This window comes from Thermaurantiacus tibetensis, from assembly GCF_015354055.1.
GTDB classification, from domain to species: Bacteria; Pseudomonadota; Alphaproteobacteria; order Sphingomonadales; family Sphingomonadaceae; genus Thermaurantiacus; species Thermaurantiacus tibetensis.
Genome location: NZ_JACHTM010000006.1, coordinates 1 through 25,258 on the forward strand (window position 1 = coordinate 1; position 25,258 = coordinate 25,258).

Consider the following 25,258-nt stretch of genomic DNA (forward strand, 5'->3'; position numbering starts at 1 on the left):
CCGCGGACGACCGCGCCGACCGGGCCGGGGCATCAGCGGCGCAATCCGCTCCCACTCCTCGTCCGTCAGATCCAACGGATAGCGCCTCGTCTTCCTGACAATCTCGGCCATCCGGCCACGGCTCCGCTGCGTCCACATCCGCAGCTTGAATCACGTCAAACAGCCCATGGGAATCCCCCATCAGCAATTTTCCAAACAGGCTCTAAGGACCGCACTCGGGATTCTATGAGCGATAAGGGACCTTGCCGTATCGTTGAGGCCGTGAGCCTCGCGAAAGCCGTGGTGTCGAGATTTGGTCGGACCTCTGTTCGTCATCGCCTGTCATTTCGCTCGTTGTCTTCCAAGCCGCGGCAAGCGCGGCTTGCGGTGCCTGTCAGCCATGCAACACATTGTCGGCGCCAAGTGCCGAGGGAAACCGGCGGATCCAGAGCGGGGGCCGCTTGTGGCAAGCCCGTTCGTAGACTGGGTTGGGTGCGCGCTGGTTCCATCAGAAGCGGACGGAATCGACCAGCGCCTGCCAGACAGGCCGGTCGCGCTCGAAATAATGGAGGCTCGGTGCCAGGAGCGACACGGCGTGAAACTGCGCGTTGCGGATGCACAGGAGCGCCCGGCCGCTCCTCTCCACTTCGTCCTCGGTGGTGACAGCGCGCCAGCTCGCGATCACGCCCGAGCAGCCGCCGCGCTCGGCCGGCTCGAGCGCGACGAGCGTGATGGTGACGCCCGGGATCTCGGCGGTCAGCGACTGCGAGAAGAAGTCGAACAGGCCGGTCGCATCGACCGCCGGATCGAAGCGCGGCAGCGGCCTGTCCTTGCGGTCTCGCTCGCGCAGCATCGGTTGCCCCGCCGCAACCCCTGCCACCAGCAGGAAGCGGTTGAGCGGCAGGCCATCGAGGGTCCAGAGCTCGGCCTGCCGGCCCGGCCGGGCGCCGAGGCGGTTCATCTCGACGGGCGGCGTGACCTTCATGGCCGAGCGCGCGACTGTGACCGGCGTGCCAGGGGGCACCAGCCTGTTCGAGCCGGCTGCGGGCGCGGCCAGCAGTAGGGCAGCAACGGCGGCGAGGCGGGTCACGGCTGACATGGCGGCATGTCCTTCACAAGCGGCGCGAGCACGGCGGCATCCGGCGCGTCGGGCCGGGCGCCGAGATAGGCGGCAAGATGGCACAGGCCGGACTCGCGCTTGCCCATCCTCAGCTCGACGAGCCCGAGGCCCCGCGCCGTCTCGGGCCTCGCGCCCGGCATGGCGAGCGCCGCCGTGAACAGCGTGGCGGCGGTCTCGAGGTCGCGCGGATGGCCGCGCCGGCGATAGAGTTCGCCGCGCGCATAGAGCAGGTCCGGGTCGGGCAGGATGGCGTTCAGCTGTTCGAGGATGAAGTCAGTGCCGCTGAAGTCGTTGCGGCCGAGCTGGTCAGACAGAAGGTCGCCCCAGTGCGGCCTGAGCGCCGTCCGCAGCGACACCACCGATTCCGGCCGGATCCCTTGGTTCGCGCCCGCAGCAGGTGCCAGATACGTGGCACGTTCGCGCATGCCGGGGTGGGTGTCGAAGATCCCGGATTTCAGCAGCCGGTCGGGGTTCCGGCCGCGACCGGTGGCGGTGGCGCGCGCCTCGCCGATCAGACGCTGCCAGAGGCGGGCGGCGGCATCCCCGGGCCAGCCCGACTGCCTGAGGTAGGCAGCGCCCAAGAGGTCGGCCTCGCGCTCCTGCTCCCGGCTGAAGCCGAACCAGCCGATGATGAACATCTCGGGCACCACGGGCACGCCCAGCATCGACAGCCAGACTGCGGCATCGGTGTTGCGCCGCGCCCGCTGATAGCCGGCAAGGCTGTGCCTGCGCTCGAAATGGGCGAACTCGTGGCCCAGCACTGCGGCCAGCTCGTCATCGCTCGCGGTGCGGAAGAGGAGGCCGGTCCAGACTTCCATCGCTCCATTGGGAAGCATCGTCGCGTTGAACAGCGGCACCCGCATCAGGTAGACCCGCACGTCACGGCAGCGTTCGTCCCCCACCGTCCGGCACAGCACGCCGCGCACATGGGCTTCGAGCGCCTTGTCCTTCAGCCGCCGGGCGGAGCTGGCGATCCGGCGCTCCATCTCGTCGGCTTCGGCCCACAGCCCTTCCTCGTCGCGGCCGACCGGCCTTGGAATGCCCTGCCACGGGCCGACGACGACGATTTCCGGGGCCGCTTCGGGGGCGGGCCTGCTCTCCTCCACCGCGGCTGCCGCCGGCATGGGGCAGACGGGCGCCAGCGCCAGCAGCAGGCCGAGCGCCGCGCGACGGATCACGGTCGCTGAGGCGCGGGCGCCGGCGCAGCGAGCGGAAAGCCGGCCAGCAGCTGCCCCGCGCGCTTTCTGGCACCGTCCGGCTCGCGCGGGTCGCCACCCATCTGGAGGTCGGCGTTGATCCAGACGAGATCGCCGGTCTTGAGGTCCACCAACCCGGCATAGCCCTGGTGGGTGCCCGTCGGCACATAGGCGCCGAACAGCACCGCGGCAGCGATCGCCGCGGCCTTGCGCCCTCCCGAGGCATAATGATCCTCGGTGGTGACGAACAGCGCATAGTCAGCGCCCGTGCCCTCGGCGATCCGGGCGATCCCGGGCCCGAGCGAGTAGGCGAGACCCTTGTCGCGCTTCTTGGTGGGAAGCCGGTTACCGGGAAAGAACTGATACTCCATGACCGCGGTCGCCACCGCCCGGAACAGGTGGCGATACTGGTCGATGAGCGCCGGATCGGCGCCGATCAGCACCTCCTCCTCGTCCACCGTGCGCAGCCCCATTGCCGCCTTCTCGGCTGCCAGGGCGGCGCCCAGGTTGCGCCGGGCCTGCTCGGTCCACTCCCGGTCCGGCTCGAACAGGCCGCCGGTCGAAACCTCGCCAACCCGGATATTTGGTCGCATGAAGATGACGGTGGCACCCGGCCGCGGCTCGAAGCCTGGGATCGTCGCGGTCTTGGTCGTCCCGAGCTGGGCGGTGGCGGGGGTTGCCGCCAGGAGAAAGACGGTCGCAAACCCGATGATGATGCCTCCGCGCACTCGCTTGCTCCCCAAAGCCAGGTGTCGAGCTAGCAGCCGGCGAAGGTCGTGTCGACCAAATATGGCTCCCTCCTACGGGGAACCCTTTCTGAATCCAACCTGGGACACGACGCACTGTGCCCTCTGGACGATAGCAGCTAGCACCCGTGCGCGTAGTACATCTTTCTGGTGCAGGCGATGATGTGTTCGCGTGGGTGGAGCATGTCCCACCCCCGGAATGCAGCGTCGCTGACGGCCACCGGGCTTGTCGTCATTGTGGAGTTTCCACAACTCGACCGTGACGAAGAGGAGTTCCCGATGACCGAGGACAGATTCTTGAGTGAGCTGGCTGCGAAGAGCGGCCAGCCGCCCGAGCCGTCGGTCGCGGCAAGGCGCAGGCCGCGGCCGCCCTTCGGGCCGCGGGTGAGCTCGGGGGTGAGGCTGCAGGCGGCGAGGCGTTCGCCGAGCTCCGGCCAGCTCGCCGCCTCGCGCAGGATGCGGGCCACCTGTCCGGCCCCGTCCAGCGTCATGCCGGGGGGAGCGACGGGGCGCCCCTGCGCCCGGGCGCGTTCCTGCCGTCCGGTCTCAGCCACGAAGCGATCGTGCTCCCGATGCAGCGCGTTGCCGGCATCCTCGCACACCCCTTCGCCGGTCCAGCCGGGCTGTGGGCTCTGGCGGGCGGCCGCGCGGAGCGTGCCGCGCTCGGGCGAGAGGCGGAACCTGCGGTCGAGGATCGCCACCACCTGCTGGGCCCGGCGGAAGGGCCAGGCGCCACCCACCGGTCGCATCTCGCGGGTCACGGGATCGACCCGGTTGAGGACGATATGGCAGTGCGGGTTGTCGGTGTCGCCGTGGACTGCCGCCACCACCGGCAGCCCGCGGGCGTCCATCAGGTCGAGCCAGTCGTCGAGCCGCCGCTCCCAGTCCGCCCGGGTCTTCGGGGCCTCCCCGCTGCGAAAGGAGATCACCCAGTGCTGCACCGGGTCGGCGCGCGGCCTGCCCCCGACGTCGCGGATCAGCGCGTCGAACTGCGCGGCCCACACCCTCGGGTTCCGGCCGGCAAGCCCGCCCCGCGTCATGACGTGGAGCACGCGCTCCCGGTGCGGCACGGTGGCCCCGGCCGCCCCGCCGTGCATGTCCGCAACATAGGCAAGGAGCGACCCCGCGGACCCGACCGCGCCGTCGTGGCCGGTCACGTAGGCGACGAGGCGCGCTGCCGATGCCGCGGCGGAGATCGGCGCGGGAGCCTTTCCTGCCCCCGAGATGCGCTTGATGACATGGCCCATGTCAGCGCGTCCTTGCAGATGCGTGGGCGAGCACGAGCCGCTCCACCGCCGCTTCGAGCTGGGCGACGAGGTCCGGATCGGCCCGGCCGGCCGCCTCGAGCCGGGCCAGCGTGGCGGTCAGCGCCACCAGCGGGTCGCGCGGGCGGGGAAGAGGCAGCACCGGGTCCCGCGGATCGGAGAGCGGCAGCAGCTCGTCCGCCCGCGCGAGGAGCTCGCGCACCAGCTGCGAGACGCTCCACCCGCGCGCCTTCGCCCTGCGCTCCGCGTCCTCGAGTTCCTGCCGGGTCATGCGGACGCGCAGCAGACCCTCCCGCGCCCGGCCGCCGCTCACCGCTGTCCTCCCGCCACGCCGCGAGCCGCGCAGCGCCGAGCGGCGTTCCCGACCTCGCGGGGCCAGCCGTGGCCACGCGAGGTCCATGCTGCCTTCTGGATGCCAGCCGCGCGGTGGTCGTGGACATGGTCGGCCAGAAGGTCGGCGCAGCGGTCCGGGGTCGGCCGGCACGGCGGACCGGTCAGGGCAGCGCTGAGGGCCATGCCGGAGCCAACCGGCAGGGAGGGGTAAAGGGCTCGGATCGGGCTGCCCTCCCGGCCGCTTCCGGGGCCGGGCGCCGGCCCTTAACGAGGATGTCGCAGCGAGGCACGCGCAGCACGCCTTGCACTTCGGGCCGGCTTGCTTGTAATGACGACATGATGAGTGGAACCCCGCCTCCCCGCAGGGTCGTGGTGGCCATCACCGGGGCGTCGGGGGCCGTCTACGGCGCGCGGCTTCTTGAACTCCTCCGTGAGCTCGGCCACGAAACCCATGTCGTCGTGAGCAGGGCAGGCGCGCTCGCGCTGCAGCAGGAGCTCGGGATCGAGGCGCGGGCGCTTGGTCAGCGCTCCGACTTCTTCTACTCGGCGGCGGATGTGGGAGCGCGGATTGCAAGCGGCTCGTTCCGGACCCACGCCATGGCGATCGCGCCCTGCTCGATCCGCACGCTTGCCGAGATCGCGACCGGCGTCACCTCGAGCCTTGTCACGCGCGCGGCCGACGTCATGCTGAAGGAGCGCCGCCGGCTCGTGCTAGTGGTGCGGGAGACGCCGCTGCACACCGGCCACATCCGGCGGATGCTCGAGGCCTCCGAGGCAGGGGCCATCATCCTGCCGCCGGTTCCCGCCTTCTACTTCCACCCGCAGACAATCGGCCAGATGGTGGACCAGACGGTTCACCGCATCCTCGACCTCATGGAGATCGCGCATGGGTTCGGCGCGGCCTGGGATGGGATCGCGCCGGCCGATCGCGCCGGCGCAGGCGCGTGAGCCTCCTAGCCCGGCTGGCTAGGCGGCTCGTGGCGCGCGCCACCGAGCTCCTGCTGCTGCTCGTCGCCCTTAGCCTCCTGCTCTTCGGCCTGCTGCAGCTCGCCGGCGACCCGGCGCTGGCACTGGCCGGTGCCGACGCCGATCCCGAGACCGTGGCTGCGGTGCGGAGCGCATGGCGGCTGGATCGGCCGCTGCCCGAGCAAGCGCTGCGCTTCGTCGAGCGCACGCTCACGCTCGACTTCGGGACCGCGATCGGCAGCGGCCAGAATGCGCTGGCGGCCGTCGGCGACGCGCTCCCGGCCACGCTCGGGCTCGCCGTTCTCGCGATCCTGCTGTCGATCATCGTCGGCGTGCCGCTCGGCGCCTGGATCGGGCAGGCCCCCGAGCGCGGGCCGCAGCGCCTCGTGATGGAGGGCGTGGTACTGATTCAGGGCACCCCCGGCTTCGTCGTGGCCCTGCTGCTCATCCAGCTGTTCGCCGTAGGGCTCAACCTCGTCCCGGCCATCGGCCAGTCGGGTCCCTCGAGCTGGATCCTGCCGGTGGTTTCGGTAGCCCTCTTTCTGTGCCCCAAGCTCATCCGCATGGTCGCCGGGAACGTCGCGGCTGCGCGCAGCGCGGACTGGGTGCGCACCGCGCGTGCAGGCGGGGCCGGCGAGGCAGACGTGCTTCTCCGGCACATCCTGCCCAACGCCCTCATCGGCGCGATCGCGCTCGTTGGCGCACAGTTCGCGTTCCTGGCCGGGGGCCTTCTGGTCATCGAGACCCTGTTCGCGTGGCCGGGCCTCGGCCGGCTCCTCTTGCAGGCGACGCTCACCCTCGACTACCCGATCATCCAGGCGGCAACCGTAGTCATCACGCTCCTTGTGGCTGCCGTCAACGCGCTCACCGACGCCCTCGTCGCGATCGTCGACCCCCGCGTTAGGAGACCGGCCGCGGCATGAGCGAGACAGCCTCCGCCGCCGACCCAGCCGCCGCTCTCGATGGGGATGCGGCCCGTCACCATCGCCCCGGCCAATGGTTCCTCCGGCCGCTCGCGATCCCACTCGCTGTCGTGGTCCTTGCCGCCCTTGGCGCGGGAGACACGGCCGTCGATCTTGAGCGACGGCTTCTGCCGCCGTCCCCGGGGCGATGGCTTGGCACGGACCAGCTCGGCCGGGACATCCTCGGCCGTCTCGTCGACGGAGCCGGCTGGACGGTCGGAGTCGGGCTTGGCGCGACCCTCCTGGCCTTCGCGATCGGCTGCGCCGTCGGGATCCTGGCGGTCGAGGGAGGGCCCCTCGTCCGGCGCGGCGCGCTCCAGCTGGTGGCGCTCGTCCAGGGTTTCCCGGCCCTCGTCGTCGCGCTTGGTGCGGTCGCGAGCCTCGGCCAGGGGGCCGTAACCGTCATCCTCGTCCTCGGGCTCTTCGGCTGGCCGGTGTTCGCCCGTGTCCTTGCTGCCGAGGCCGCCGAGGCGCTCCAGCGGGACTATGTGCTTGCCGCACGCATCGCCGGCGTCCGCCCCGTCAGCCTTTATCTGCGCCACCTGCTGCCGGCGGTCGCGCCCTCTCTGGGCGGACTGTTTCTGTTCCACTTCGCCGACATGCTTGTGGCGGCCAGCGCGCTGGCCTTCCTGGGGGTCGGTGCGCCGCTCGGCTTTCCAGCCTGGGGCGCGATGCTCTCGGAAAGCCGGGCCTATCTCCACGATGCGCCCTGGATGATGCTGGCGCCGGCGGCAGCGCTTGCCGGGACCGTGCTCGCCGTGAACCGCCTCGGCGAAGCGCTCGCAGGCCGGCTCGCCGGTCGCTCCGGAGATGGTCGACGATGAGCGGCAACGGGCTTTCCGTGAGGCGTCTGGTGGTTGCGACAGGGGACCGCGTTCTGGTGGAGTCTGTCGACCTGGTAGCCGAGCCGGGGGGCTTCACGGGCATCGTCGGCGAGTCCGGCTCGGGCAAGTCGCTCACCTGCCTCGCGATCGCCGGGCTTTTGCCGCCGGGGACGCGACTCGCGGCAGGCCGGGCCATGCTCGATGGGGAGTCGATCCCCCATGATCAAGCGGCCGAACTCCGGCGCTGGCTGGGCGCCCGGATCGGGCTCGTCTTCCAGGATCCCTACGCCAGCCTCAACCCCGTGCGCCGGGTGGGAAGTCTCGTTGCCGAAGTCGTCTCCCGCCATCGCGGCACGGGTCGCGCCGACGCCTGGGCGATCGCGCGGCGCGCCCTCCTCGACGTCGGGCTCCCGGACCGGGCTGCCGAGGCCTATCCGCACGAGCTCTCGGGCGGCCAGCGGCAACGGGCCGCGATTGCGCTTGCCATCGTCAATCGCCCGCGGCTGCTGATCGCCGACGAACCCACCACAGCGCTGGACCCCACCGTCCAGCTTCGGATCCTAGACCTTCTGGCGGAACGGGCACGGTCCGCGGCTGCTCTCTTCGTGACCCACGACCTCGGTGCAGCGGCCCGCCTCTGCCGTCGAATCGCGGTCATGTACGCGGGCCGCATCGTCGAGAACGCCCCCACACGGGGGCTCGTGGCCGCTCCCGCCCACCCCTACACCGCCGCGCTGCTCGCAACGGTTCCCCGCCTCGATGGTTCGGCGCGCCCGCGTCCGATCCCGGGAGCGCCGCCTTCGCCTGACGACCGAGGCCCGGGCTGCAGCTTCGCGCCACGCTGCCCGCGCCGCAGCAGCGCCTGCGAGCGCGCTCCACCGTTGCGCGCGCTCGGGGCGGGGCGGCTGGTTGCCTGCCACCATCCGGTGGCGGAGGCGGCATGACGGCGCCTCCGGTCCTTGCCGTCGAGTCGCTCTCGGTCCGGTACGGGCGGTTTCTCGCGCTTCAATCGGTTTCTCTCGAAGTCGGAGAGGGCGAGATCGTCGCCCTCGTCGGGGAGTCGGGCTCGGGCAAGAGCACGCTCCTTCGTGCTGTCCTCGGGCTGGTGCCGGTGGCGATAGGGCGGATCCTCGTCGCCGGGCGCGACGCCACGCGCGCGAACGGCGCCGAGCGGCGGCAGATCTGGCGCCATCTCCAGCCGGTGTTCCAGAATGCGGGCGGCTCACTCAGCCCGCGGCTCAGCATCCTGGAGACCTTGACCGAGCCGCTCCTTGCACATGGCATGGATCGCGCCGAGGCTGCGGAGCGGGCGCGCGCGATGCTCGACCTCGTGAACCTCGGCCACGTCGATCCCCGCGCTAGGCCCTGGAGCCTCTCCGGCGGGCAGCGCCAGCGTGTTGCGCTCGCGCGCGCGCTCGCGCTGTCGCCTAGGATCATCCTGGCCGACGAGCCGATGTCGGCCCTGGACGTCTCGGTCAAGGCACAGATGGCCGACCTTGTGCTTGCCATCCGCGAGCGGACGGGCACGGCCTTTCTGATCGTTTCGCACGACCTTGCGCTGATGGCCCATCTTGCCGACCGCATGATGGTACTCGACGGCGGCCGCTTGGTCGAGGCCGGGCCGGCGATGGCGCTCGCCCGCCACCCCGGCCATCCGCGCACCCGTGAGCTGTGCATGGCCCGGCTTGACCCGTTCGACGTGCTCGAGAGCCCTCCGTGAGCCGATCGCCTGCCTTGTCCCTGTCGGCGCTCCTCTCGGGCCTGCTGCTCCTGCTCCTCGGCGCCTGCGGCCGCGCGCCGCCTCCCCCCGACGAGCTCAGGGTGGCGGTGCCCTCGCTGCCGCCCTCGCTCGGCAACCCGTTCCAGGCCGAGGGCATGCCCTCGGCCGCGACCTGGGCGGCGATCTTCGACGGGCTAACGACTCTCGACGCGAAGGGACGCGTTGTCCCGGCGCTAGCGATGGGCTGGCAGACTACGGATGGACGGACATGGGACTTCTCGCTCCGCCGCGATGTGCGGTTTTCCAACGGCGAGCCGTTCGACGCGCAGGCCGTGGTGGCTCTCTTCGGCTGGCTGGCCGGTCAGGCTGGCCAGGCCACCTTCATGGGCGGCCGCTTCCGCGATGTCGCCGAGGTCAAGGCGCTCGCGCCAGACCGCGTTCGTATCGTGCTGAAGCAGCCGAGCGCCATCCTGCCGCAGCGGCTGGTTTCCCTCCTGGTTCCGGCACCTGGCGCCTGGGCACGCCTTGGCCCAGAGGGTTTCGCCCGTAAACCGGAGGGCACTGGGCCCTACCGCGTCATCGAGATCGACGAACGCCGGCGGCAGATTCGCTTGGCCGAAAATGCCCACGCGTGGCGGAAGCCGGTCACGCCGCGTCTGCGAATCATAGAGCTCGCCGACGAGGCCGTGCGGCAGCAGGCTCTCATGTCTGGGGATGTGGATCTCGCGCGGGTCGGTCTCGAGGACCGGGTGCGCATGCGCGAGGCAGGCGTCCGCATCATGCGCGCACCCTCGATGCAGGTCATGTCGATCGCCTTTCCTGTCGAGGAACGGTCAGGGCCTCTTGCCGACGCGAGGGTCCGCGAGGCGCTCAACCTTGCCGTCGACCGCGAGGCGCTCGCCCGGATCCTGCTCGATGGCCTTGCGCTTCCGGCAAGCCAGCCGGCAGCGCGGGGCACCTTCGGTCATGACCCGACCTTGCCCCCGATTCCTCACGATCCGGCCCGCGCGAAGGCGCTTCTCGCAGAGGCGGGCTACGAGCGGGGCCTTGCGCTCCGGGCCGAGGTCATCGTCGGCTCCCTGCCAGCGGATTCCCTCATCTACCAGGCGGCGGCAGCGCAGCTCGCCGAGGTCGGCGTCAGGCTCGAGCTCGCGACCATTCCCTTTCCCGTCTTCCTACGCAGGTTCCTAAGCAACGCGTGGACGAGTGACGCCTTCGGGCTCTCGTGGAACGCGGCCCCCGCCAACGACGTGCAGCGCCCGATGGAGATCTTCTCCTGCCTGCGCCGGCCGGCGGCCTTTTTCTGCGACTTGGCTGCCGTCCCGCTGCTGCGGGCGGCAAGTGCCGAGATCGATCCGGCGCGCCGAGAGGCCCTCCTGTTCCGTCTGGCAAGGCGGACGCGGGAAAGCTGGCCCGCGCTCTTCCTCGTTGAGCAAGTGGATCTGGTCGGTGTGGCCCCCCGCGTTGCCGGCCCGGTCGAGATCGCGAACCGAGTCCCGCGCTATGAGCGCATTGCCCTTCGCTCTCCAACCCTCCTGGCGCCGGGGCTTCAGGCGGCCTCGGCCCGCGCCCTGTCTCCCGCCTCCCCCGCCGCGGCGCACGCCGGCTTCGCTGCAGCGAAGAGATACCAGTGGCCTGGACCCGCCGTCTTGCCGATCCGGCCTTCCCAAACGTCCTCGGGCGCAAATCCGGCCTCGACGAGCTCGGCGGCGAAGTCGCAGGTGGCGTAGTCAAGCCAGAAGGGTTCGTTGTTGTAGCGGAGATCGTAGGCCCTCTCGGCCTCCTCCCATGCCTCCTTTCCGCGGAAGAGCAGGTCCACGTCCTGGTGGAGGGCCAGGCCTCCGGGAGCCAGGAGGCGGAGCGATTCCCCGGCGATAGCGCGCCGCTTCGCGGAGCTCACCTCGTGGAACAGGTTGTGGCTGACGACGAGGTCGAAATGGCCGTCCGGGTAGGGCGTAGCGGCCGCATCGGCCTGGCGGAAATGCACGGCAACGCCAAGCGCCTCGGCGCGCGCGTGCGCATAGCGCAGCATGGAGCTACCGAGATCGATGGCATGCACCTCGCACTCGGGGAGGGCAGCCGCCCAGGCTGCGCTGGCGCCGCCGGCCGAGCAGCCCATGTCGAGCATCCGCCGCGGCCGGAAGCCGGGATGATGCGCGCGCAGCCAGGCGAGCACGGCGCCGGCCTTCGAATCCTCCCGGGCCATGCCCCGCCCCATCGAATAGAGCCTTCCTCCGCTCTCATAGAAGGCGCCGGCGACGACGCTGCGCCCATCGGGATCGGGCGGACAGTAGCCCTCCGGTTGAAGGTGGATGGGAACCGCCTGATAGACCGGATCGGGCGCGAACGCGGGGTCGAGCGTGAGGCTGCCGCGGCGGGTCGAGCTCGCGGCGAGCCGCGTTGCGGCACTCTCCAGCCGGTCGAGCTCCCGATACACGGTCTCACCGACCGCCTGCCACATCATTTCTTGGCTGATGCGGTTGATCGCCTTGGCATAGCGGTAGTGGGCCGCCTCATCGAGCGCCGCCTCCGCCTCCTCGCGCGATGACGGATCGCGCCCATGCATCGCGCGGAAGGCTGGGCGCGCCACCATCTCCCACGCCACGGCAACCCCGGGCCGGAGCCTACTCATGAGATGGCGCTTGAGCGCCAGCACAAAGCGCTGGCGGGCCAGTTCGTCGCCCGTCGGCCGGGCGAGCATCTCGTGATAGAGGTTGTAGACCATCGGATGTCTCCTAGGCAGGCAGGATCATGCTAGGCGCGAAGGCAGCCGGGCAGCAACAAGAGAGGCGACGGCCCGGCGGACCGCAGGGGCGGTGCCGCAGCGACAGATGTTGGTCAGGGAGTCCATGACCGCGTCCACCCCGCGGGCGCCATGCTCTTCGATTGCTGCGGTCACTGCCATGACGAGCCCGGGCTGGCAGTAGCCGCATTGGGCCACGCCCTCCCGGATCCACGCCGCAACGACGGGGTGCGTCTGGTCCAGCGATTCGATCGTGCGGATCTCCCGCCCGACAAGGCCATCCACTGGCAGCAGGCAGGAGCGTTCCGCGCGCCCGTCGACATGCACGGTACAGGCGCCGCAGAGACCAGCACCGCAGCCATATTTCGCCCCGCGCAGGCCGAGGCGGTCGCGCAGGACAAACAGCAGCGGCATGGCGGGGTCGGCCTCGACCTCGACCATGCGCCCGTTCACCTGCAGGCGATACCGAGTCATCTCAAACCTCCTCGAGGATCGCGAGCGCCTCGCGCTCGGAGGATTCGCACGCGCCTTCCATGCCCTGATGCAACGTCGCCAGATGCTCCCCGGCGAACCGAACGCGCCCGTGCGGCTGCCGCAGCGCGTCGAACATCCGGCCGGCCTGCCCCGGAGCAAGGCAATGATAGGCGCCGCCTGCGCGCGCGCTCGCGTCCCAGCGGGTCACGGCAAGACCGACAATCGCGCCGCGCGCAGCCGGCCGGTGCGCCTCGATCTCGGCGATCGCGAAGCGCAGCAGCGCTGCATCGTCGAGCGTACGGCCGCGTATGGCCGATGCGCCACGCAGCCAGCAGGAGAGGGTCGCGCGGGTGCCGTCCTGCCCGGGCGCTGCAGTCACCCGCTGCGCCGGGCCGACGATTGCCATCGCCGGCGGCAGGCCGTCCTGCTCCCAGAAGGGATCGCGCACGCCGAGTGTCAGCATCAGGATAGGCGTGTAGGGAAGGGTAGCGAGCGCTCGCGCCTGGGCCGGCGGCAGTGGCGGATCGAAGGCGATCCGACAGGCGGCGGGCGCGGAGACTGCAATGAGCACATGCCGGGCGCGGTGCTTGCGCCCTCCCTCCTCGATCACTTCGACCGTGCGGCCGTCCTGCCGCACCGCGGCGACGGGCGCGCCCGTGGCCACCGCATCCCCGAGGCGCGCGGCCATTGTTTCGGGCAGACGCGCGGAGCCGCCCCGGATGCGGAGGAGCCGCCCGTTCCCCAGCTTCTCCACCAGCCGCTTCCGGCAGGCGAAAAGAGCCGACATCCTCGCGTAGCTTGGCCCGTCGAACCAGTGGGTGACAAGCGACAGCGTCGCAGCATCGGCTCCGCCTCGCCGGAGCAGCGTCGCCGTATCCTCCTCGTCGAGACGAGCATACGCGGGCTCGCGCCACTCGGCCAGCGAAGGGATCGGGTTGGCCCGGTCCACGAGATGGCCGAAGAGACCGAGCGGCGGCACCTCGCGAAGCGCGTCCGGCAGCCGGTTTTCGGGTTGAGACGGCCAGGCACTCGTCGGGATTGTCCTGCCGCCGACGAGGATGGCGTTGCCGTCTGCAAGGTCGGTCCGCTCGAATGTCTCGAGGCCGAGCGTCGCGACGAGGCCGAGGACCCGAGCGTAAGACGGATCAAGCGACTGGCCGCCGGCCTCCGGCTGGCCCGGCAGCCGGTCGAGCGTGTGCAACCGGCCGCCGACCCGGCGCTCGGCCTCGAGCACCCGGACCCGGAGTCCCTCCTCGGCGAGGAGGAGGGCAGCGTGCAGTCCGGCAAGGCCGGCGCCCACCACCACGACATCGACCTCTGGCCCTGCCGGGCCAAGTCTGCCACGCCCTGCCACCGGGCACGCTGCTGCCGCGGCGGCAAGGCCCGAAAGTCCGCAGAGGACCTGCCGGCGGTGGACTGCTCCGCCAGTCACGGGGCCGTCCGCGATGGCCCTGCGGGAGCCATCTCGTCGGGCAGGAGATCGCGCGCCACGCGGAAGCCGAACATGAAGAAGCGGGTGTCCGCTGGGTCGCGGCCGCGGAAGCTCGTGCGGTTACGATCGGGCCGAGTCATCCAGCTCCCGCCGCGGACGCTGCGCCGCGTGCAGGGCTCGCCGGCCGGTGCTTCCACCACCGCAGCCGCACGCGCTCCGGTGGCCGGCACGGGATACGGGGCGACGTAGCAGTCGGCGGTCCACTCCCAGACATTGCCGATCATGTCATGGAGGCCGAAGGCGTTCGCTGGGTAGCTCCCTACCGGCGCCGGGCCCGGGTGGCCGTCGTCGCAGGCGGCGTGCGGCCAGCTGAACCGGCCGGCCGCCGAAAGATCGTAGAGATTGGCGAACCGGCAGCCATCCTCGGCCCGGTCGCCCCAGGGGTAGGCAGCCGTCGTGCCCGCGCGCGCGGCATATTCCCACTCGGCCTCGCTGGGCAGCCGATAGAGTCGGCCCGTCCGTTCCGAAAGCCAGCGGACGTAAGCGACGGCATCGTTCCACGAGACACAGGCGACCGGGTGGTCCAGGCTGGATGGATCCGGGCCCGGCCGGCGCCAGTTCGCCGCCTCCCGGGGAAAGCTGCCCTGCGGCCACACCTCGCATCCGGCCGTGGGCTCGTGCCCCGTCGCTTCGACGAAGGCGGCAAACTGCCGGACGCTCGTCTCGGTTGTCGCCAGCGCGAATGCGCGCGCGACGACCACCTCGTGGGCCGGGCCTTCCGGGCGACCAAGTTCGCCGCCGTCATGGCCCATCCGGAACCGCCCCGGCGGGATTCGGACGAGCTCGGGGCATTCCGCGCAATCCCGGAACCGGAGCGCCCTAACGGCAGCAGAAGCTGCGCTCGCGCCAGCCGAGGCGGCAGGCGCTGCGACGCTGACGAACACGAGACCCGCCAGCACAGCTGCGATTGGCCGGATGCGGACAATCATGCCTCGAGGCCTTCCATTGCGGCAACCGGCAGGCGGCGGATCCACGGCCCGCCGGCGGCAGCGATCGCTGCCACCAGCGCGGCTGCAATCGGCACCACCCCCGGCTCGCCGGCGCCGCCGGGCAGGGCGCCCGGCGCGCGCGGCCACCTCACGATCTGCGCTTCCACGCGCGGCGCTTCCCGCACCGTCAGCACCCGGTAGTCGTGGAAGTTGGAGCATGCGGCGGCACCACCCTCGAACAGCACCTCCCCCCACAATGCCGCTTCCAGCCCGAACAGGCTTGCGCCCGCCAGCTGAGCCTCGACCATCGCTGGGTTGATTGTCTCGCCGCAGGCGATCGCGGCCCAGACCTTCGGGACCGCGATCCGCCCGCCCTCGCGCCGGACTTCCACCACCTGCGCCACCCACGAGCCGTAGCTTTCGGCAACCGCGAGGCCGAGGCCGGTTCCGGCAGGGCGCCGGCGCCCCCAGCGTGCCGCGCGGGCGACCGCATCGAGCACGGCGAGCGCCTCCGGGTGAGGAGCAAGAAGGCGACGCCGCAGCGCCAACGGGTCCGCCCCCAGCCGCGCCGCCGACTCGTTGATGAGGGTCTCGAGGAAGAAGCCGTTGTGGCTGTGGCCGACCGAGCGCCACACGCCCACGGGCACCGGTGTCGGAGTCGAGCTCCAGCCCACCCGCAGGCCCGGCACATCATAAGGCAGGTCGGGCAGCCCGGACACGGCGACCGGGTCGTGCCGCCCGCCCAGTCGCCCCGGGCGACCGAATTCGCTGATCGACGGCCCGGCCAGGTGGAAGTCGAGCGCGGCGATCGATCCGCCGGCAAGGGCCGCGCGCGCCTTGCAGGCGAAGGCTGGCCGATACCAGTCGTGCGCGAGGTCTGCCTCCCGGGAGTAGACGAGCTTCACCGGACGCCCAGCTCTCTGGGACAGCCTTGCCGCGATGACCGCATGATCCGTGTACCAGCGCCGCCCGAAGCCGCCGCCGCCCCGTAGCGACCGGACTTCCACACGGGCCGGTGCCAAGCCGAGCTGCCGGGCGACCGCGTCCCGCGCCCGGGTCTGGCTCTGGAAGCAGCCCATGAGGAGGCAGCCGTCCGCCCGCGCGTCGGCCACCACCGACATAGGCTCCATCGGCGCGTGCGCTAGGAACGGCACTTCGAGGGTGAGCTCGACCCGGTCTGCCGCCGCTGCGAACAACGCGTCCGGATTCCCACGCTCCGCCACCGGGATCGGCGCTGCAGCAAGTCCCGCGCGAATGCGGGCGGTGAGGATCGCCGCGTCGACCGGATCGCCGGTGAATCGGGGTGCCGCCGCCTCGAGGCCCTGGCGGGCGGTCCACCAGTCTTCGGCAAGCACCGCGAGAGGGTCGCCCGGCGCCTCGGGAGCGAGGACCGCAACAACGCCTGGGCGGGCGAGCGCTGCCGTGTGGTCGAACCGTTCCAGCCGTCCGCCGGCAGCAGGCGGAAATGCCACGGCCGCAACCAGCATCCCGGGCAGCTCGGCATCGATTGCGTAGACGGTGCGCCCGAGCACGAGGTCGGCCGAATCGCGCTGCGGCACGCGCCGACCGACGACGTGGCGTTCGGCGATAGAGCGAAGCCTCGGCGTCTCCGACGGCGGGATCCGCTGCGCGTCTTCGGAAAGGAGGTGGAACGGGATCCGTCCGCCAGGTCCCTCGACATGGCCGTCCGCTAGCCGGCAGCTTGCAGGGGACACCCCCCAGCGGTGGGCGGCTGCCGCCTCGAACTGCCCGCGCGCCGCAGCGGCCACCAGTCGGAGCTCGGCGAGATAGCCACGCACGCTGTAGGACTGGCCGACCGATTGGGTTCCCTTGCCCGGGTTGACAAAGATCTCGCCGGCGCCGGCGATCGAGACGGCGACCCGGTCAAGCGAAACGCCGAACTCGTCGGCCACGATCTGGGCAAGGGCGGTGGTGACGCCCTGGCCGATCTCGGCCGCCGGGCAAGTGAAGCCGAGCCTGCCGTCGGGCAAGACCGATAGGAAGGCGGAAACGAGCTGCGGGAGTGACCCCGGCAACTGGCCACGGCCGAGCGCCCCGTCCTGGCCGACGGCCACGCCCTCTGCGGTGGCCGGAAAGGCGCGCCCGACGATGACGGTGCCGGCAAACGCGCTGCCCAGCGCAAGAAGGGTGCGGCGATCGACGAAGCCTGACCGACGAACGTCGGCAGTCGCTGCCGGACCGGGCCCGTGTCGCCTCGCGGCGCTCGGCTTATGTGTAAACATCATGTTGTCATGACGATATACCTGTGCCATGGAAAAGGCAATGTCGAACGCGTCACCCCGGACCGTCCCGCAGGCCCGGCCGCCCGGTGCGGCAGGTGCCGAATGAAGCTGCGACCCATTGGGCCGGACAGTCGCCGGGCTGGGGCGGCGCGCGCGACACTCTTCGTTCTTGTCTTCGTCGACCTTATCGGCTTCGGGATCCTGAGTCCGCTCATTCCCTTCTATGCGCTGCGTCTCGGCCTCGCCCCGGAAGTCGTGACGCTCATCGTCGCGGCCCACCCCTTCGCGCAGTTCCTCGCCATGCCGCTTCTTGGCTGGATGAGCGACCGGCTCGGGCGCCGCCGCATCCTGCTTTTCTCGATGGCGGGCCATGCGGCGGCCTACCTCCTCCTGGCAGTTGCGGACCGCTGGGAGATCCTGCTCTTCGCCCGCGTGTTAAGCGGGGCGACATCCGCCAACCTTGCCACCGCCTACGCCTATGTCACCGACACGACGGCAGCAGCCGAGCGGCCGCGCGAGCTCGGCCGGATCTCCGCTGCGTTCGGGCTCGGGTTCATGGCCGGGCCGCTGCTTGGCGGGCTGCTGGCCGGTGGGACGAGTGCCGCCGATGCCGACTATGTCCGCCCAGCGATCATCGCTGCAGGCCTCTCGCTTGTCTCGTTTCTCGGCATCTTCCTGTTCCTCCCCGAAAGCCGGCCCGCGAAGGCCTCGGGGCGCTCCGTCTGCCCGGCCCCCAGGCTCTACCGTCGCCCCGAACTTGCCGGCCTCGTGTTCGTAGGTTTCCTCGTGATCCTGTTCGTCGCGGTGCGGGAGGCCATCCTCGCGATCTGGGCGCACGACCGGCACGCCCTTGGCCCGCCGGCGGTCGGCCTCCTGCTCGGCGCGAGCGGCGCAACCGTCGTTGCCGTCCAGTTCCTGCTCGCCGGGCCGCTCGCCCTGCGCTTCGGCTCGTTCCGGCTGGTCCAGGCGGCACTCCTGCTGTTCGCCCTCGGCTGGACTCTGCTCCTCCTTGCCCCCGGCCTGCCAATGATGCTTCTGGCCATGATCGTGAGCGGGTTCGGCATGGCCCTTTTCCAGACCAACATGCAGAATCTCCTCGCCGAAGTCGCGCATCCGGAGCAGCGTGGGCGCGTGATCGGCCTGTTCCAATCCGGCTCGGCGCTCGCCCGGTTCATCGGTCAGGGTGGCGCCGGCACGCTCTACGCCGGGCTCGGTCCGTCGGTGCCGTTCCTGTTTGGCGCCCTCGCCATGATCCCGGCGACGGCAGTGCTGGCTGTGTTGCGCTCGCGCCTCTATGGGCAGGCACCAGGCGCTTCGGGGCAGCCTGCGGAGTGACCGGGGCAGGACAGGCGATGCGGCAGGACAGGGCGGTACGACGACGATCGGCATGAAGATGCTCCCCTTCATCCTAGGGCGTGCGGTCGTCGCCGCCTTGACCATCCTCGTGATCATAACCGCTTCGTTCCTTCTGACGAGGCTTGCACCGGGCGGGCCGTTTGATGCGGAGGTCGACCTCGACCCTCTGGTCAAGGCCAATCTGGAGCGGACCTACGGTCTCGACCAGCCCATCGCCGTCCAGTTCCGCCGCTACCTCGGCGCTCTGGCGCGCGGTGACCTCGGCCCTTCGACGACCTATCCCGACCGCAGCGTGTCCGAGCTGATTGCGGATGGCCTGCCCATCTCGCTACGCATCGGGCTTGCCGCGCTTGCAGTTGCAACTTCCGTGGGCCTCGCCATCGGGATCACCGCTGCCCGGGCACGCAACAGCGTCCTCGACGCAGGTCTCATGGGAGCGGCGTCGCTGGGCGTTGCCCTTCCCGCATTCGTCACCGCGCCCTTCCTCACGCTCGTCTTCGGGATCTACCTCGCCTGGCTGCCGGTCGCCGGTTGGGGAGACGGCAGCGTTCGGCACTGGGTGCTGCCAGTCGTGGCCCTGGCGCTGCCGCAGATCGCGGCCATCTCGCGCCTCACCCGCGGCGCCATGCTCGAGACGCTCTCGGCCGATTTCGTGCGCACCGCCCGGGCGAAGGGACTGCCCGAGCGGCGGGTGATCGCCGTCCACGTCCTTCCAGCAGCCGTCCTTCCGGTCGTCAGCTATCTCGGCCCGGCCGTGGCCGGAGTGATCACCGGATCGGTCATCATCGAGCAGATTTTCGCGCTTCCCGGCGTTGGCCGCTATTTCGTCCAGGGGGCCATCAACCGCGACTACGGGCTCGTCCTCGGCGTCGTGATCCTCTACGCGAGCGCCCTCATTCTTCTCAATCTCCTGGTTGACTTTGCGTATGGCTGGCTCGACCCGCGGGCGAGGGCGAGGACATGACGGCAAGGACCACGATGGCGGGCTCCGCTTCGCCCGGGCCCCTGGCCCGCGCTTTGGCACGCTTCCTCGCCAACCGGCAGGCGGTCGCCGGGCTCCTGTGTCTCCTCGTCATCGCCGTGCTCTCGATCCTCGTGCCCGTCGTGTGGCCTCACGGCATCGAGGAGGCCTCGCTCGATCGCATAGCCCAGCCGCCCTCGTTTGCCGACTTCCACTGGTTCGGGACCGACGCGAACGGCCGGGACCTCTTCGTACGGACCTTCTACGGCGGCCGGATCTCGCTTGCCGTCGGCCTCGTCGCCACGGTTATCGCACTCGTCATCGGCGTCCTGTGGGGTGCGACGGCCGGATATCTCGGCGGCGCGGTAGACTTGGTGATGATGCGGATCGTCGACGTCCTCTATGCGCTTCCCCTCCTCTTCCTCATCATCGTGCTGGTGACCGTGTTCGGCAACAACATCATCCTCATCTTCGCCGCGATCGGCGCCGTCGAGTGGCTCACGATGGCACGGATCGTGCGGGGCCAGACGATCGCGCTCAGGAACCGCGAATTCCTCGAGTCGGCACGCGCGATCGACCTACCGAACCAGCGCATCCTCGCCCGCTACATCATCCCCAACGCAGTTGGCCCGGTGATCGTCTACGCAACCCTGCTCGTTCCCATCAACATCATCATCGAAAGCGCGCTAAGCTTCCTCGGCCTCGGCGTGCAGGAGCCGCTCACCTCATGGGGCCTCCTCATCAACCAAGGCGCTGCGCAGATCGACAGCGCGCCCTGGCTCCTCGGCTTCCCGGCGATCTTGCTGGTGCTGACCATGCTCAGCTTCAACTTCGTCGGCGACGGGCTCCGCGATGCCCTCGACCCGGGCGCGAGGGGCTGATGCTGCTCGTGGTCTCCGGTCTCCGCGTCTCCTATCCTGCGCCGGGAGGTCGGGTGACGGTGGTGAGGGGCGCCGACTTCGCGGTCGAGTCGGGTGAATGCCTCGCGATCGTGGGCGAGTCCGGCTCCGGCAAGAGCCAGGCACTGCTGGCCACGCTTGGGCTGGCCGGCCCCGGCGCGGAGGTCAGCGGCTCGGCCCTCTTCGAAGGCGAGGAACTGGTGGGCATGCCTTCCCGCCGCCTCCAGCAGCTCCGCGGCGACCGGATCGGGCTCGTCTTCCAGGACAGCATCACCGGCCTTACCCCGCACATGACCGTCGGCGAACAGCTCGCCGAGGTGCTCGTCGTCCACCGCGGTGCCGGTCGGCAGGCGGCGCGCGCCGAGGCGCGCGAGATGCTTGAGGTGTTGCAGATCCCGGAGCCGGACTACCGGCTCGGCCAGTATCCCCACGAGCTGTCCGGCGGCATGCGGCAGCGGATCATGATCGCGATGGCTCTCCTCTGCCGGCCGTCGCTGCTGGTGGCCGACGAGCCGACCACGGCGCTCGACACCACGGTCCAGGCGGCCATTCTCCGCAGCTTCGCCAAGCTCAAGCAGCACGCGGGCACGGCCCTCATCCTCGTCTCGCACGATCTCGGCGTGGTTGCCGGCCTCGCCGACCGCGTCGCCGTCATGTACGCCGGACGCATCGTCGAGATGGCGCCGGCGGAGCGGCTGTTCGCTGCACCGCGGCACCCTTACACGCAGGGTCTCCTCGCCTCGACGCCCCGGCTCGACCGCGCCCCGTCCGCACCCCTTCCGGCCATCGACGGCCAGCCCCCCGACCCGGCCAGTGTGCCGGAGGAGGCGTGCGCCTTCCGGCCGCGCTGCAAGGTCGCGCGCCCGGCCTGCGCAGCCGGTCGTCCGCCGCCGGTCGAGGTGGCCCCCGGCCACCGCGTAGCCTGCCTTGCAGCGGAGCCGGCATGACCGCCCCTCTGCTCGAGCTGCAGGATGCCGCGGTGGTCTACACGGTCGGTCGGACTCCGTTCCGAAAGCGCCGGCTGCAGGCACTTGCCCCCACAAGCCTGCGGATCGCGCCCGGCGAGAGCATCGGCATCGTCGGGGAATCCGGTTGCGGCAAGTCGAGCCTCGCGCGGGTGGTGACGGCGCTGGTTGCGCCCACCGCCGGCCGCGTGCTCTGGCGCGGGAGAGACCTCGCAAGCCTCGACAGGGAGGGCCGCCGCGCGTTTCGCCGCTCGGTGCAGATCATCTTCCAGAACCCGTTGTCCAGCCTCAACCCACGGATGAGCGTGGGCGAACTTGTGGCCGAGCCGCTCGCGGTGCTCCGCCCAGACGTCCGCCCGGCCGACCGGCCGACGCGCGTGGCGGCCTGGCTCGACCGCGTGGGGCTGACGGCGGCCCTTGCCGGCCGCTACCCTGCGGAGCTCTCCGGCGGCCAGGCGCAGCGGGTGGCGATTGCCCGGGCCATGATCTGCGAGCCGGAGCTCCTCGTCTGTGACGAGGCCGTCTCGGCGCTCGACGTCTCGATCCGGGCGCAAGTGCTCAACCTCCTCGCAAGCCTGCGCGCCGAGCTCGGCGTCGCGCTCCTCTTCATCAGCCACGACCTGGCCGTCATCCGCTACGTCTCGACCCGGATCCGGGTCATGTACCTCGGGCGGCTGATGGAGGAGGCCCCTGCAGACCGGCTCTTCGCCTCGGCGCAGCACCCGTACACCCGTGCCCTGCTCTCCGCAGTTCCCATCCCCGATCCCGTCGCCGAGCGCCAGCGCCAGCCGATCCTGCTCAACCCCGAGCTCCCGTCTCCCTTCGACCCGCCCTCGGGCTGCGTGTTCCGCACCCGCTGTCCCATCGCGCGGCCCAACTGCATCCTTCAGGTCCCCAACGTTGCCCCTGCCCCTGACGGCGCCGCCGGTCACGTCGTCGCCTGCCACTATGCCGGGCAGCCGGTCCCCGCCGGAACACCCCTTGCTCAGCCTAGCCCGGAACCAGCCCGCCGCTCAGGTTGAGGGTCGTGCCCGTCATCCCGCCCGCATGGTCCGAAAGGAGGAAGAGAACCGCCCCTGCCACTTCCTCAGGCGCGATCGGTCGCCCGCCGAACATCTGGCTGGCCAGACGCTGGCGCACCTCCGGCGCCAAGCGGTGAAGCATGGGAGTGTCGACCGGCCCGGGTGCCACGCCGTTCACCCTGACGCCGGCCTTGCGCCAGTCCTTGGCGGCATGGCGCACCAGGTTCACCACCCCCGCCTTGGCCGCCGCATAGGCTGGCCCCGAGAGGGGGCTGCCGCCATCGAGCGCGTTCGACGATGCCACCAGCACCACCCGGCCGCGCGCCTGCCGCAGCGGCGCGGCGCATGCCCGCAGCAGGAGGAAGGCCGAGGTAAGGTTGGCCACCAGCACCGATTCCCATTCGGCAAGCGACGTGGCCTCGATCCCGGCGCTACCAACCACTCCGGCAGCGTGGACGATATCATCGATCCGGCCGTGCGTGGCGAGCACCCGGGCGATGGCCGCCTGGACCTCCCCCTCGAGCGAGACGTCGCAGGCGAGAATCCCGTCTGCCGGCTCCCGGTCGAGCCCCACGACCGTTCCGCCGGCCGCAGCGTAGAGCCGGGTAACTGCCCGGCCGATGCCGCCCGCTGCTCCTGTCAGGAGAAGCACCCGCCCGCGGGCGTCTAGAAGCGGCGGTGGCGTCGTGTCCGCCGCTCCGTCGCTCAGGCCGCTTGCGGCAAGAGGATCGCCGCCTCCATCTCCGAGAGCATGTTGTAGCGCAGCGCAGCCGAGGTCTTGACGGCCTCGATTGCGAGATTCTGTTCGGCAGCCGTCGGACAGTAGCGGTCGCAGAGCTCGAGCCCAACGGCGGCATGCTCGACATCATTCTCGACATGCACGTGGAAGAACTCGAGGTCGTCCGGTGTGAAGCCCATCCGTTCCATCGCCGCGATGTAGGTGGGGTAGAGGGTGGGAAGCTGGCCCTCGAGCGCCACCATGATGCCGGCGCAGCTCTGCCCCAGCGGACGGATGCTTGAGAGCTCCCAGATCCACGCGCGCATGGCGCGGGTCGCCGGCAGGATCTGGCCGCGCTGCTCGGCCGCCTTCACTGCTGACGCCTCGAGCCCGCAGGCTTCGGCGAAGCGCAGCAGGAGGTTGGGGTGCGACTTTTCGGGCGCATGGGGCATCTCTTCGCCGACGAGGTTCTCCATCAGCAGGTGCCGGCCATCCTCGTCGGGCATCCGTGCGAAGAGCGCGGCGAACTGCTGCGGGATCGCCGAGATATAGTAGTAGTGCTGCGTCGCCCACTGGCCGAGCTGGGCGCGTGACAGCCTTCCCTCCGCCCAGGCTCGGCTGAACGGATGGCCGCCGGAGCCTCGCGGCTGGCGGGCGGCCTCGAGCGCCCGGAAGAACTCCTCCTTGGAAAGTCTCGTCATGGCGTGCTCCTTTCTTCGCGGGCCGGCCGGCCGGGGTGGAACGGGTGGTGGCAGGCCGGGCAGATGGCAGGGACGGTTGCGTGCGGCTCGGCAAGGGCGGCGCCGATCGGGAACCGGGTGCGGCAGGCAGGGCAAATGGCCCAAAGGCAGTTGCCCCGCTTCTCGTGGACGGGCTCGGCCACCGGCGTCACAGGCATGGAGCACCTTCAAGCCGGCCCGCCGCCCGGAGCCGGCGCAGCAAGTCGTCGGCAGCCGCGCGCGCCTCTGGCGGAGAGACGGCGGCTGGCGGCACGGGCCGCACGCCCGCCCCGTCGGCGAGCGGCAGGGTGGCATCAATCCCCACCTTCGAGGTGGTTCGGGCGCCTGCGGCGAGCGAGGGGTCGAGCGTGGACGTCGAGAGCCCGTCGAGGCGGAAGATGTCCCGATGCCACTGCACCCGGGTCGCGATCGCCCACAGCACCTGCGCCTCGTCGAAGACATCGACGTCCGCGTCGAAGGCGGCCGCGAGTTTGAGACGCCGCCAGGCCAGCACGGCAGCGAGCGCATCGCGCGCTTCGCCCGGTCCTGGGTCGGAAAGCGCAAGCCAGGCATGGAACCGCCTGCCCGAAACGGGCACGTGAACCGCCTGGAGCGAGGGGGCGACGGCGGCGGCAAGGGCGAAGAGCTTGCCCTCCATTGCCATGTTCTCGGGAACCAGCATGTCAGCGAGGCCCGAGCCATAGTCATGGAACAGCGCGTCGTGCCGCCGGGTGATCGCCAGCACTTCGACCATCGGCGCGATGATCTGCGGCCCCATGTAGCCGGTGTATTCGCCAAACGGCCCGTCGGCGCCGAGGTCGTGCGGATGGGCGAGCCCCTCGATCACGATCTCGGCATCGGCCGGCACTAGCAGGGCTTCTCCGAAGCTGAACGTCGGGGTCAGCCGCAGCGGGGCACCGGCCGCGGCGCCGGCGGCCTCCCAATGGGACTGCGGATAGGCAAGCTTGGCCTGGGCGCCGATCACCACGGCCGGGTGATGGCCGATCCAGAAGGCCACGGGGCAGGGTTGGCCGCGATCCCAATGCCGCCGGAGGTTTCGGGCATTGTGGGAAGAGGGATAGGGATACCAGGTCATCCGCGTCGGGCTGCGGATCCAGCAGCGCTGGATCGCCGTGTTGTCGATCCCCGTCTCGGGATCGCGAGTGGTCGCGTGCGCCGCGGTGAGGTACGGCCCCGGGTCAAGGGCGTGCTGGACGGTGGCCGGAAGGCCCGAAAGGTCGATGGCCGAGCCTGTCTCGACCACTTCGGCGATCGGGGCGCTCGCACGGTCCACCACAACCGGCGGACACCCGCCCTTGGCTGCGCGGGCAAGCGCCTCGCCGGCGATGCGATGGTCGGCAAGGCCGAGCGCACCGGCCACGAGGGACCGGCTTGCCGTCAGGTTGGTGAGGACCGGGATGGGGCTGTCCCGACCGTCGGGCAGCAGCGGATGACGCACCGAGATTACCGGGTGTCGCCCGGCCTTCTCAAGAGCGTGCTGGAGCGCAGTCAGGTGATGCCGCACCGGGAGCGGCTCGTCGATCTGGAGGAGGGCCGGTCCGAGCCCGGCAAGCCAGGCCCTCAGCGACGGCCGCGCGCAGGCGTGCCGTTCCACTGCGGCGCCGG

24 protein-coding genes and 2 pseudogenes are annotated in these 25,258 nt (G+C 70.8%); 11 read left to right on the forward strand and 15 right to left on the reverse strand.

The genetic code is table 11. The features are described from left to right. The 6 genes and pseudogenes from H3H34_RS12710 to H3H34_RS12735 all read right to left on the reverse strand — a co-directional run. Nucleotides 1-138: pseudogene (locus tag H3H34_RS12710) on the reverse strand (IS5/IS1182 family transposase); the annotation flags it as partial. A 349-nt stretch (nucleotides 139-487) separates the two neighbouring features. After that, nucleotides 488-1,078 (reverse strand): hypothetical protein, encoded by a 591-nt coding sequence (locus H3H34_RS12715; RefSeq protein WP_194745676.1) that lies wholly within the window; start codon nucleotides 1,076-1,078, stop codon nucleotides 488-490. After that, nucleotides 1,066-2,277 (reverse strand): M48 family metallopeptidase, encoded by a 1,212-nt coding sequence (locus H3H34_RS12720; protein ID WP_194745677.1) that lies wholly within the window; start codon nucleotides 2,275-2,277, stop codon nucleotides 1,066-1,068. Before H3H34_RS12720 ends, H3H34_RS12715 begins: the two co-directional genes overlap by 13 nt. Then, nucleotides 2,274-3,023 (reverse strand): hypothetical protein, encoded by a 750-nt coding sequence (locus H3H34_RS12725; protein WP_328832088.1) that lies wholly within the window; start codon nucleotides 3,021-3,023, stop codon nucleotides 2,274-2,276. The genes H3H34_RS12720 and H3H34_RS12725 overlap by 4 nt, the downstream gene beginning before the upstream one ends. 137 nt (nucleotides 3,024-3,160) lie before the next feature. Beyond that, nucleotides 3,161-4,288 carry a relaxase/mobilization nuclease domain-containing protein gene (locus tag H3H34_RS12730; protein WP_194745678.1) on the reverse strand — a complete coding sequence of 376 codons (1,128 nt, stop codon included), beginning with the start codon at nucleotides 4,286-4,288 and terminating at the stop codon, nucleotides 3,161-3,163. Nucleotide 4,289: 1 nt separating this feature from the next. Next, nucleotides 4,290-4,619, reverse strand: coding sequence for a hypothetical protein (locus tag H3H34_RS12735; protein ID WP_194745679.1), 330 nt, complete (start codon nucleotides 4,617-4,619; stop codon nucleotides 4,290-4,292). Between the two features lie 359 nt (nucleotides 4,620-4,978). Here H3H34_RS12735 and H3H34_RS12740 point away from each other — a divergent pair, with 359 nt between their 5' ends. The 6 genes and pseudogenes from H3H34_RS12740 to H3H34_RS13800 form a co-directional block, all read left to right on the forward strand. Beyond that, nucleotides 4,979-5,587 (forward strand): UbiX family flavin prenyltransferase, encoded by a 609-nt coding sequence (locus tag H3H34_RS12740; RefSeq protein ID WP_207790948.1) that lies wholly within the window; start codon nucleotides 4,979-4,981, stop codon nucleotides 5,585-5,587. Then, nucleotides 5,584-6,528 carry an ABC transporter permease gene (locus H3H34_RS12745; protein WP_194745681.1) on the forward strand — a complete coding sequence of 315 codons (945 nt, stop codon included), beginning with the start codon at nucleotides 5,584-5,586 and terminating at the stop codon, nucleotides 6,526-6,528. Before H3H34_RS12740 ends, H3H34_RS12745 begins: the two co-directional genes overlap by 4 nt. After that, nucleotides 6,525-7,391, forward strand: coding sequence for an ABC transporter permease (locus H3H34_RS12750; RefSeq protein ID WP_194745682.1), 867 nt, complete (start codon nucleotides 6,525-6,527; stop codon nucleotides 7,389-7,391). The genes H3H34_RS12745 and H3H34_RS12750 overlap by 4 nt, the downstream gene beginning before the upstream one ends. A 56-nt stretch (nucleotides 7,392-7,447) precedes the next feature. Then, a complete protein-coding gene (locus H3H34_RS12755) occupies nucleotides 7,448-8,335 on the forward strand; it encodes an ABC transporter ATP-binding protein (RefSeq protein ID WP_207790949.1) in 888 nt (295 codons plus the stop codon). Further along, nucleotides 8,332-9,111, forward strand: coding sequence for an ABC transporter ATP-binding protein (locus H3H34_RS12760; RefSeq protein ID WP_194745684.1), 780 nt, complete (start codon nucleotides 8,332-8,334; stop codon nucleotides 9,109-9,111). Before H3H34_RS12755 ends, H3H34_RS12760 begins: the two co-directional genes overlap by 4 nt. Nucleotides 9,112-9,266: 155 nt before the next feature. Next, nucleotides 9,267-10,358 (forward strand): annotated as a pseudogene (locus H3H34_RS13800) (ABC transporter substrate-binding protein); the annotation flags it as partial. A gap of 302 nt (nucleotides 10,359-10,660) precedes the next feature. On the opposite strand, the gene H3H34_RS13805 reads toward H3H34_RS13800, so the two are convergent. The 5 genes from H3H34_RS13805 to H3H34_RS12785 are packed head-to-tail and all read right to left on the reverse strand — an operon-like array spanning nucleotide 10,661 to nucleotide 17,022. Then, entirely contained in the window at nucleotides 10,661-11,836 is a 1,176-nt protein-coding gene (locus tag H3H34_RS13805; protein WP_235945967.1) for a class I SAM-dependent methyltransferase, read from the reverse strand. Between the two features lie 24 nt (nucleotides 11,837-11,860). Then, a complete protein-coding gene (locus H3H34_RS12770; RefSeq protein ID WP_194745686.1) occupies nucleotides 11,861-12,328 on the reverse strand; it encodes a (2Fe-2S)-binding protein in 468 nt (155 codons plus the stop codon). 1 nt (nucleotide 12,329) lies between these two features. Next, entirely contained in the window at nucleotides 12,330-13,760 is a 1,431-nt protein-coding gene (locus H3H34_RS12775; protein WP_194745687.1) for a flavin monoamine oxidase family protein, read from the reverse strand. Further along, nucleotides 13,757-14,749, reverse strand: a complete 993-nt coding sequence (locus H3H34_RS12780) for a formylglycine-generating enzyme family protein (protein ID WP_194751929.1) — start codon at nucleotides 14,747-14,749, stop codon at nucleotides 13,757-13,759. Before H3H34_RS12780 ends, H3H34_RS12775 begins: the two co-directional genes overlap by 4 nt. Next, a complete protein-coding gene (locus H3H34_RS12785; protein WP_194745689.1) occupies nucleotides 14,746-17,022 on the reverse strand; it encodes a xanthine dehydrogenase family protein molybdopterin-binding subunit in 2,277 nt (758 codons plus the stop codon). Before H3H34_RS12785 ends, H3H34_RS12780 begins: the two co-directional genes overlap by 4 nt. 72 nt (nucleotides 17,023-17,094) lie before the next feature. Here H3H34_RS12785 and H3H34_RS12790 point away from each other — a divergent pair, with 72 nt between their 5' ends. From H3H34_RS12790 to H3H34_RS12810, 5 genes are all read left to right on the forward strand, one after another. Next, nucleotides 17,095-18,327: an MFS transporter gene (locus tag H3H34_RS12790; RefSeq protein ID WP_194745690.1), complete on the forward strand. Its 1,233-nt coding sequence runs from the start codon at nucleotides 17,095-17,097 to the stop codon at nucleotides 18,325-18,327. 109 nt (nucleotides 18,328-18,436) lie between these two features. After that, the gene (locus H3H34_RS12795; RefSeq protein ID WP_328832095.1) at nucleotides 18,437-19,312 is read left to right on the forward strand and encodes an ABC transporter permease; all 876 of its coding nucleotides are present in this window, start codon (nucleotides 18,437-18,439) and stop codon (nucleotides 19,310-19,312) included. Next, nucleotides 19,309-20,190 (forward strand): ABC transporter permease, encoded by an 882-nt coding sequence (locus tag H3H34_RS12800; RefSeq protein ID WP_194745691.1) that lies wholly within the window; start codon nucleotides 19,309-19,311, stop codon nucleotides 20,188-20,190. Before H3H34_RS12795 ends, H3H34_RS12800 begins: the two co-directional genes overlap by 4 nt. Further along, entirely contained in the window at nucleotides 20,190-21,155 is a 966-nt protein-coding gene (locus H3H34_RS12805; protein WP_207790950.1) for an ABC transporter ATP-binding protein, read from the forward strand. Before H3H34_RS12800 ends, H3H34_RS12805 begins: the two co-directional genes overlap by 1 nt. Beyond that, complete coding sequence (locus tag H3H34_RS12810) at nucleotides 21,152-22,195, forward strand: ABC transporter ATP-binding protein (RefSeq protein ID WP_194745692.1); 1,044 nt, start codon at nucleotides 21,152-21,154, stop codon at nucleotides 22,193-22,195. The genes H3H34_RS12805 and H3H34_RS12810 overlap by 4 nt, the downstream gene beginning before the upstream one ends. Here the strand turns inward: H3H34_RS12810 and H3H34_RS12815 are convergent. From H3H34_RS12815 to H3H34_RS12830, 4 genes are read right to left on the reverse strand one after another with little or no spacing between them, the layout of a single operon-like run. Further along, a complete protein-coding gene (locus tag H3H34_RS12815; protein ID WP_194745693.1) occupies nucleotides 22,164-22,847 on the reverse strand; it encodes an SDR family NAD(P)-dependent oxidoreductase in 684 nt (227 codons plus the stop codon). The two genes, H3H34_RS12810 and H3H34_RS12815, sit on opposite strands and share 32 nt — an antisense overlap. Nucleotides 22,848-22,900: 53 nt before the next feature. Next, nucleotides 22,901-23,614: a TenA family transcriptional regulator gene (locus H3H34_RS12820; RefSeq protein ID WP_194745694.1), complete on the reverse strand. Its 714-nt coding sequence runs from the start codon at nucleotides 23,612-23,614 to the stop codon at nucleotides 22,901-22,903. Further along, complete coding sequence (locus H3H34_RS12825; protein WP_194745695.1) at nucleotides 23,611-23,811, reverse strand: hypothetical protein; 201 nt, start codon at nucleotides 23,809-23,811, stop codon at nucleotides 23,611-23,613. The genes H3H34_RS12820 and H3H34_RS12825 overlap by 4 nt, the downstream gene beginning before the upstream one ends. Further along, nucleotides 23,802-25,247: a UbiD family decarboxylase domain-containing protein gene (locus H3H34_RS12830; protein ID WP_194745696.1), complete on the reverse strand. Its 1,446-nt coding sequence runs from the start codon at nucleotides 25,245-25,247 to the stop codon at nucleotides 23,802-23,804. The genes H3H34_RS12825 and H3H34_RS12830 overlap by 10 nt, the downstream gene beginning before the upstream one ends. Between the last annotated feature and the right edge of the window lie 11 nt (nucleotides 25,248-25,258).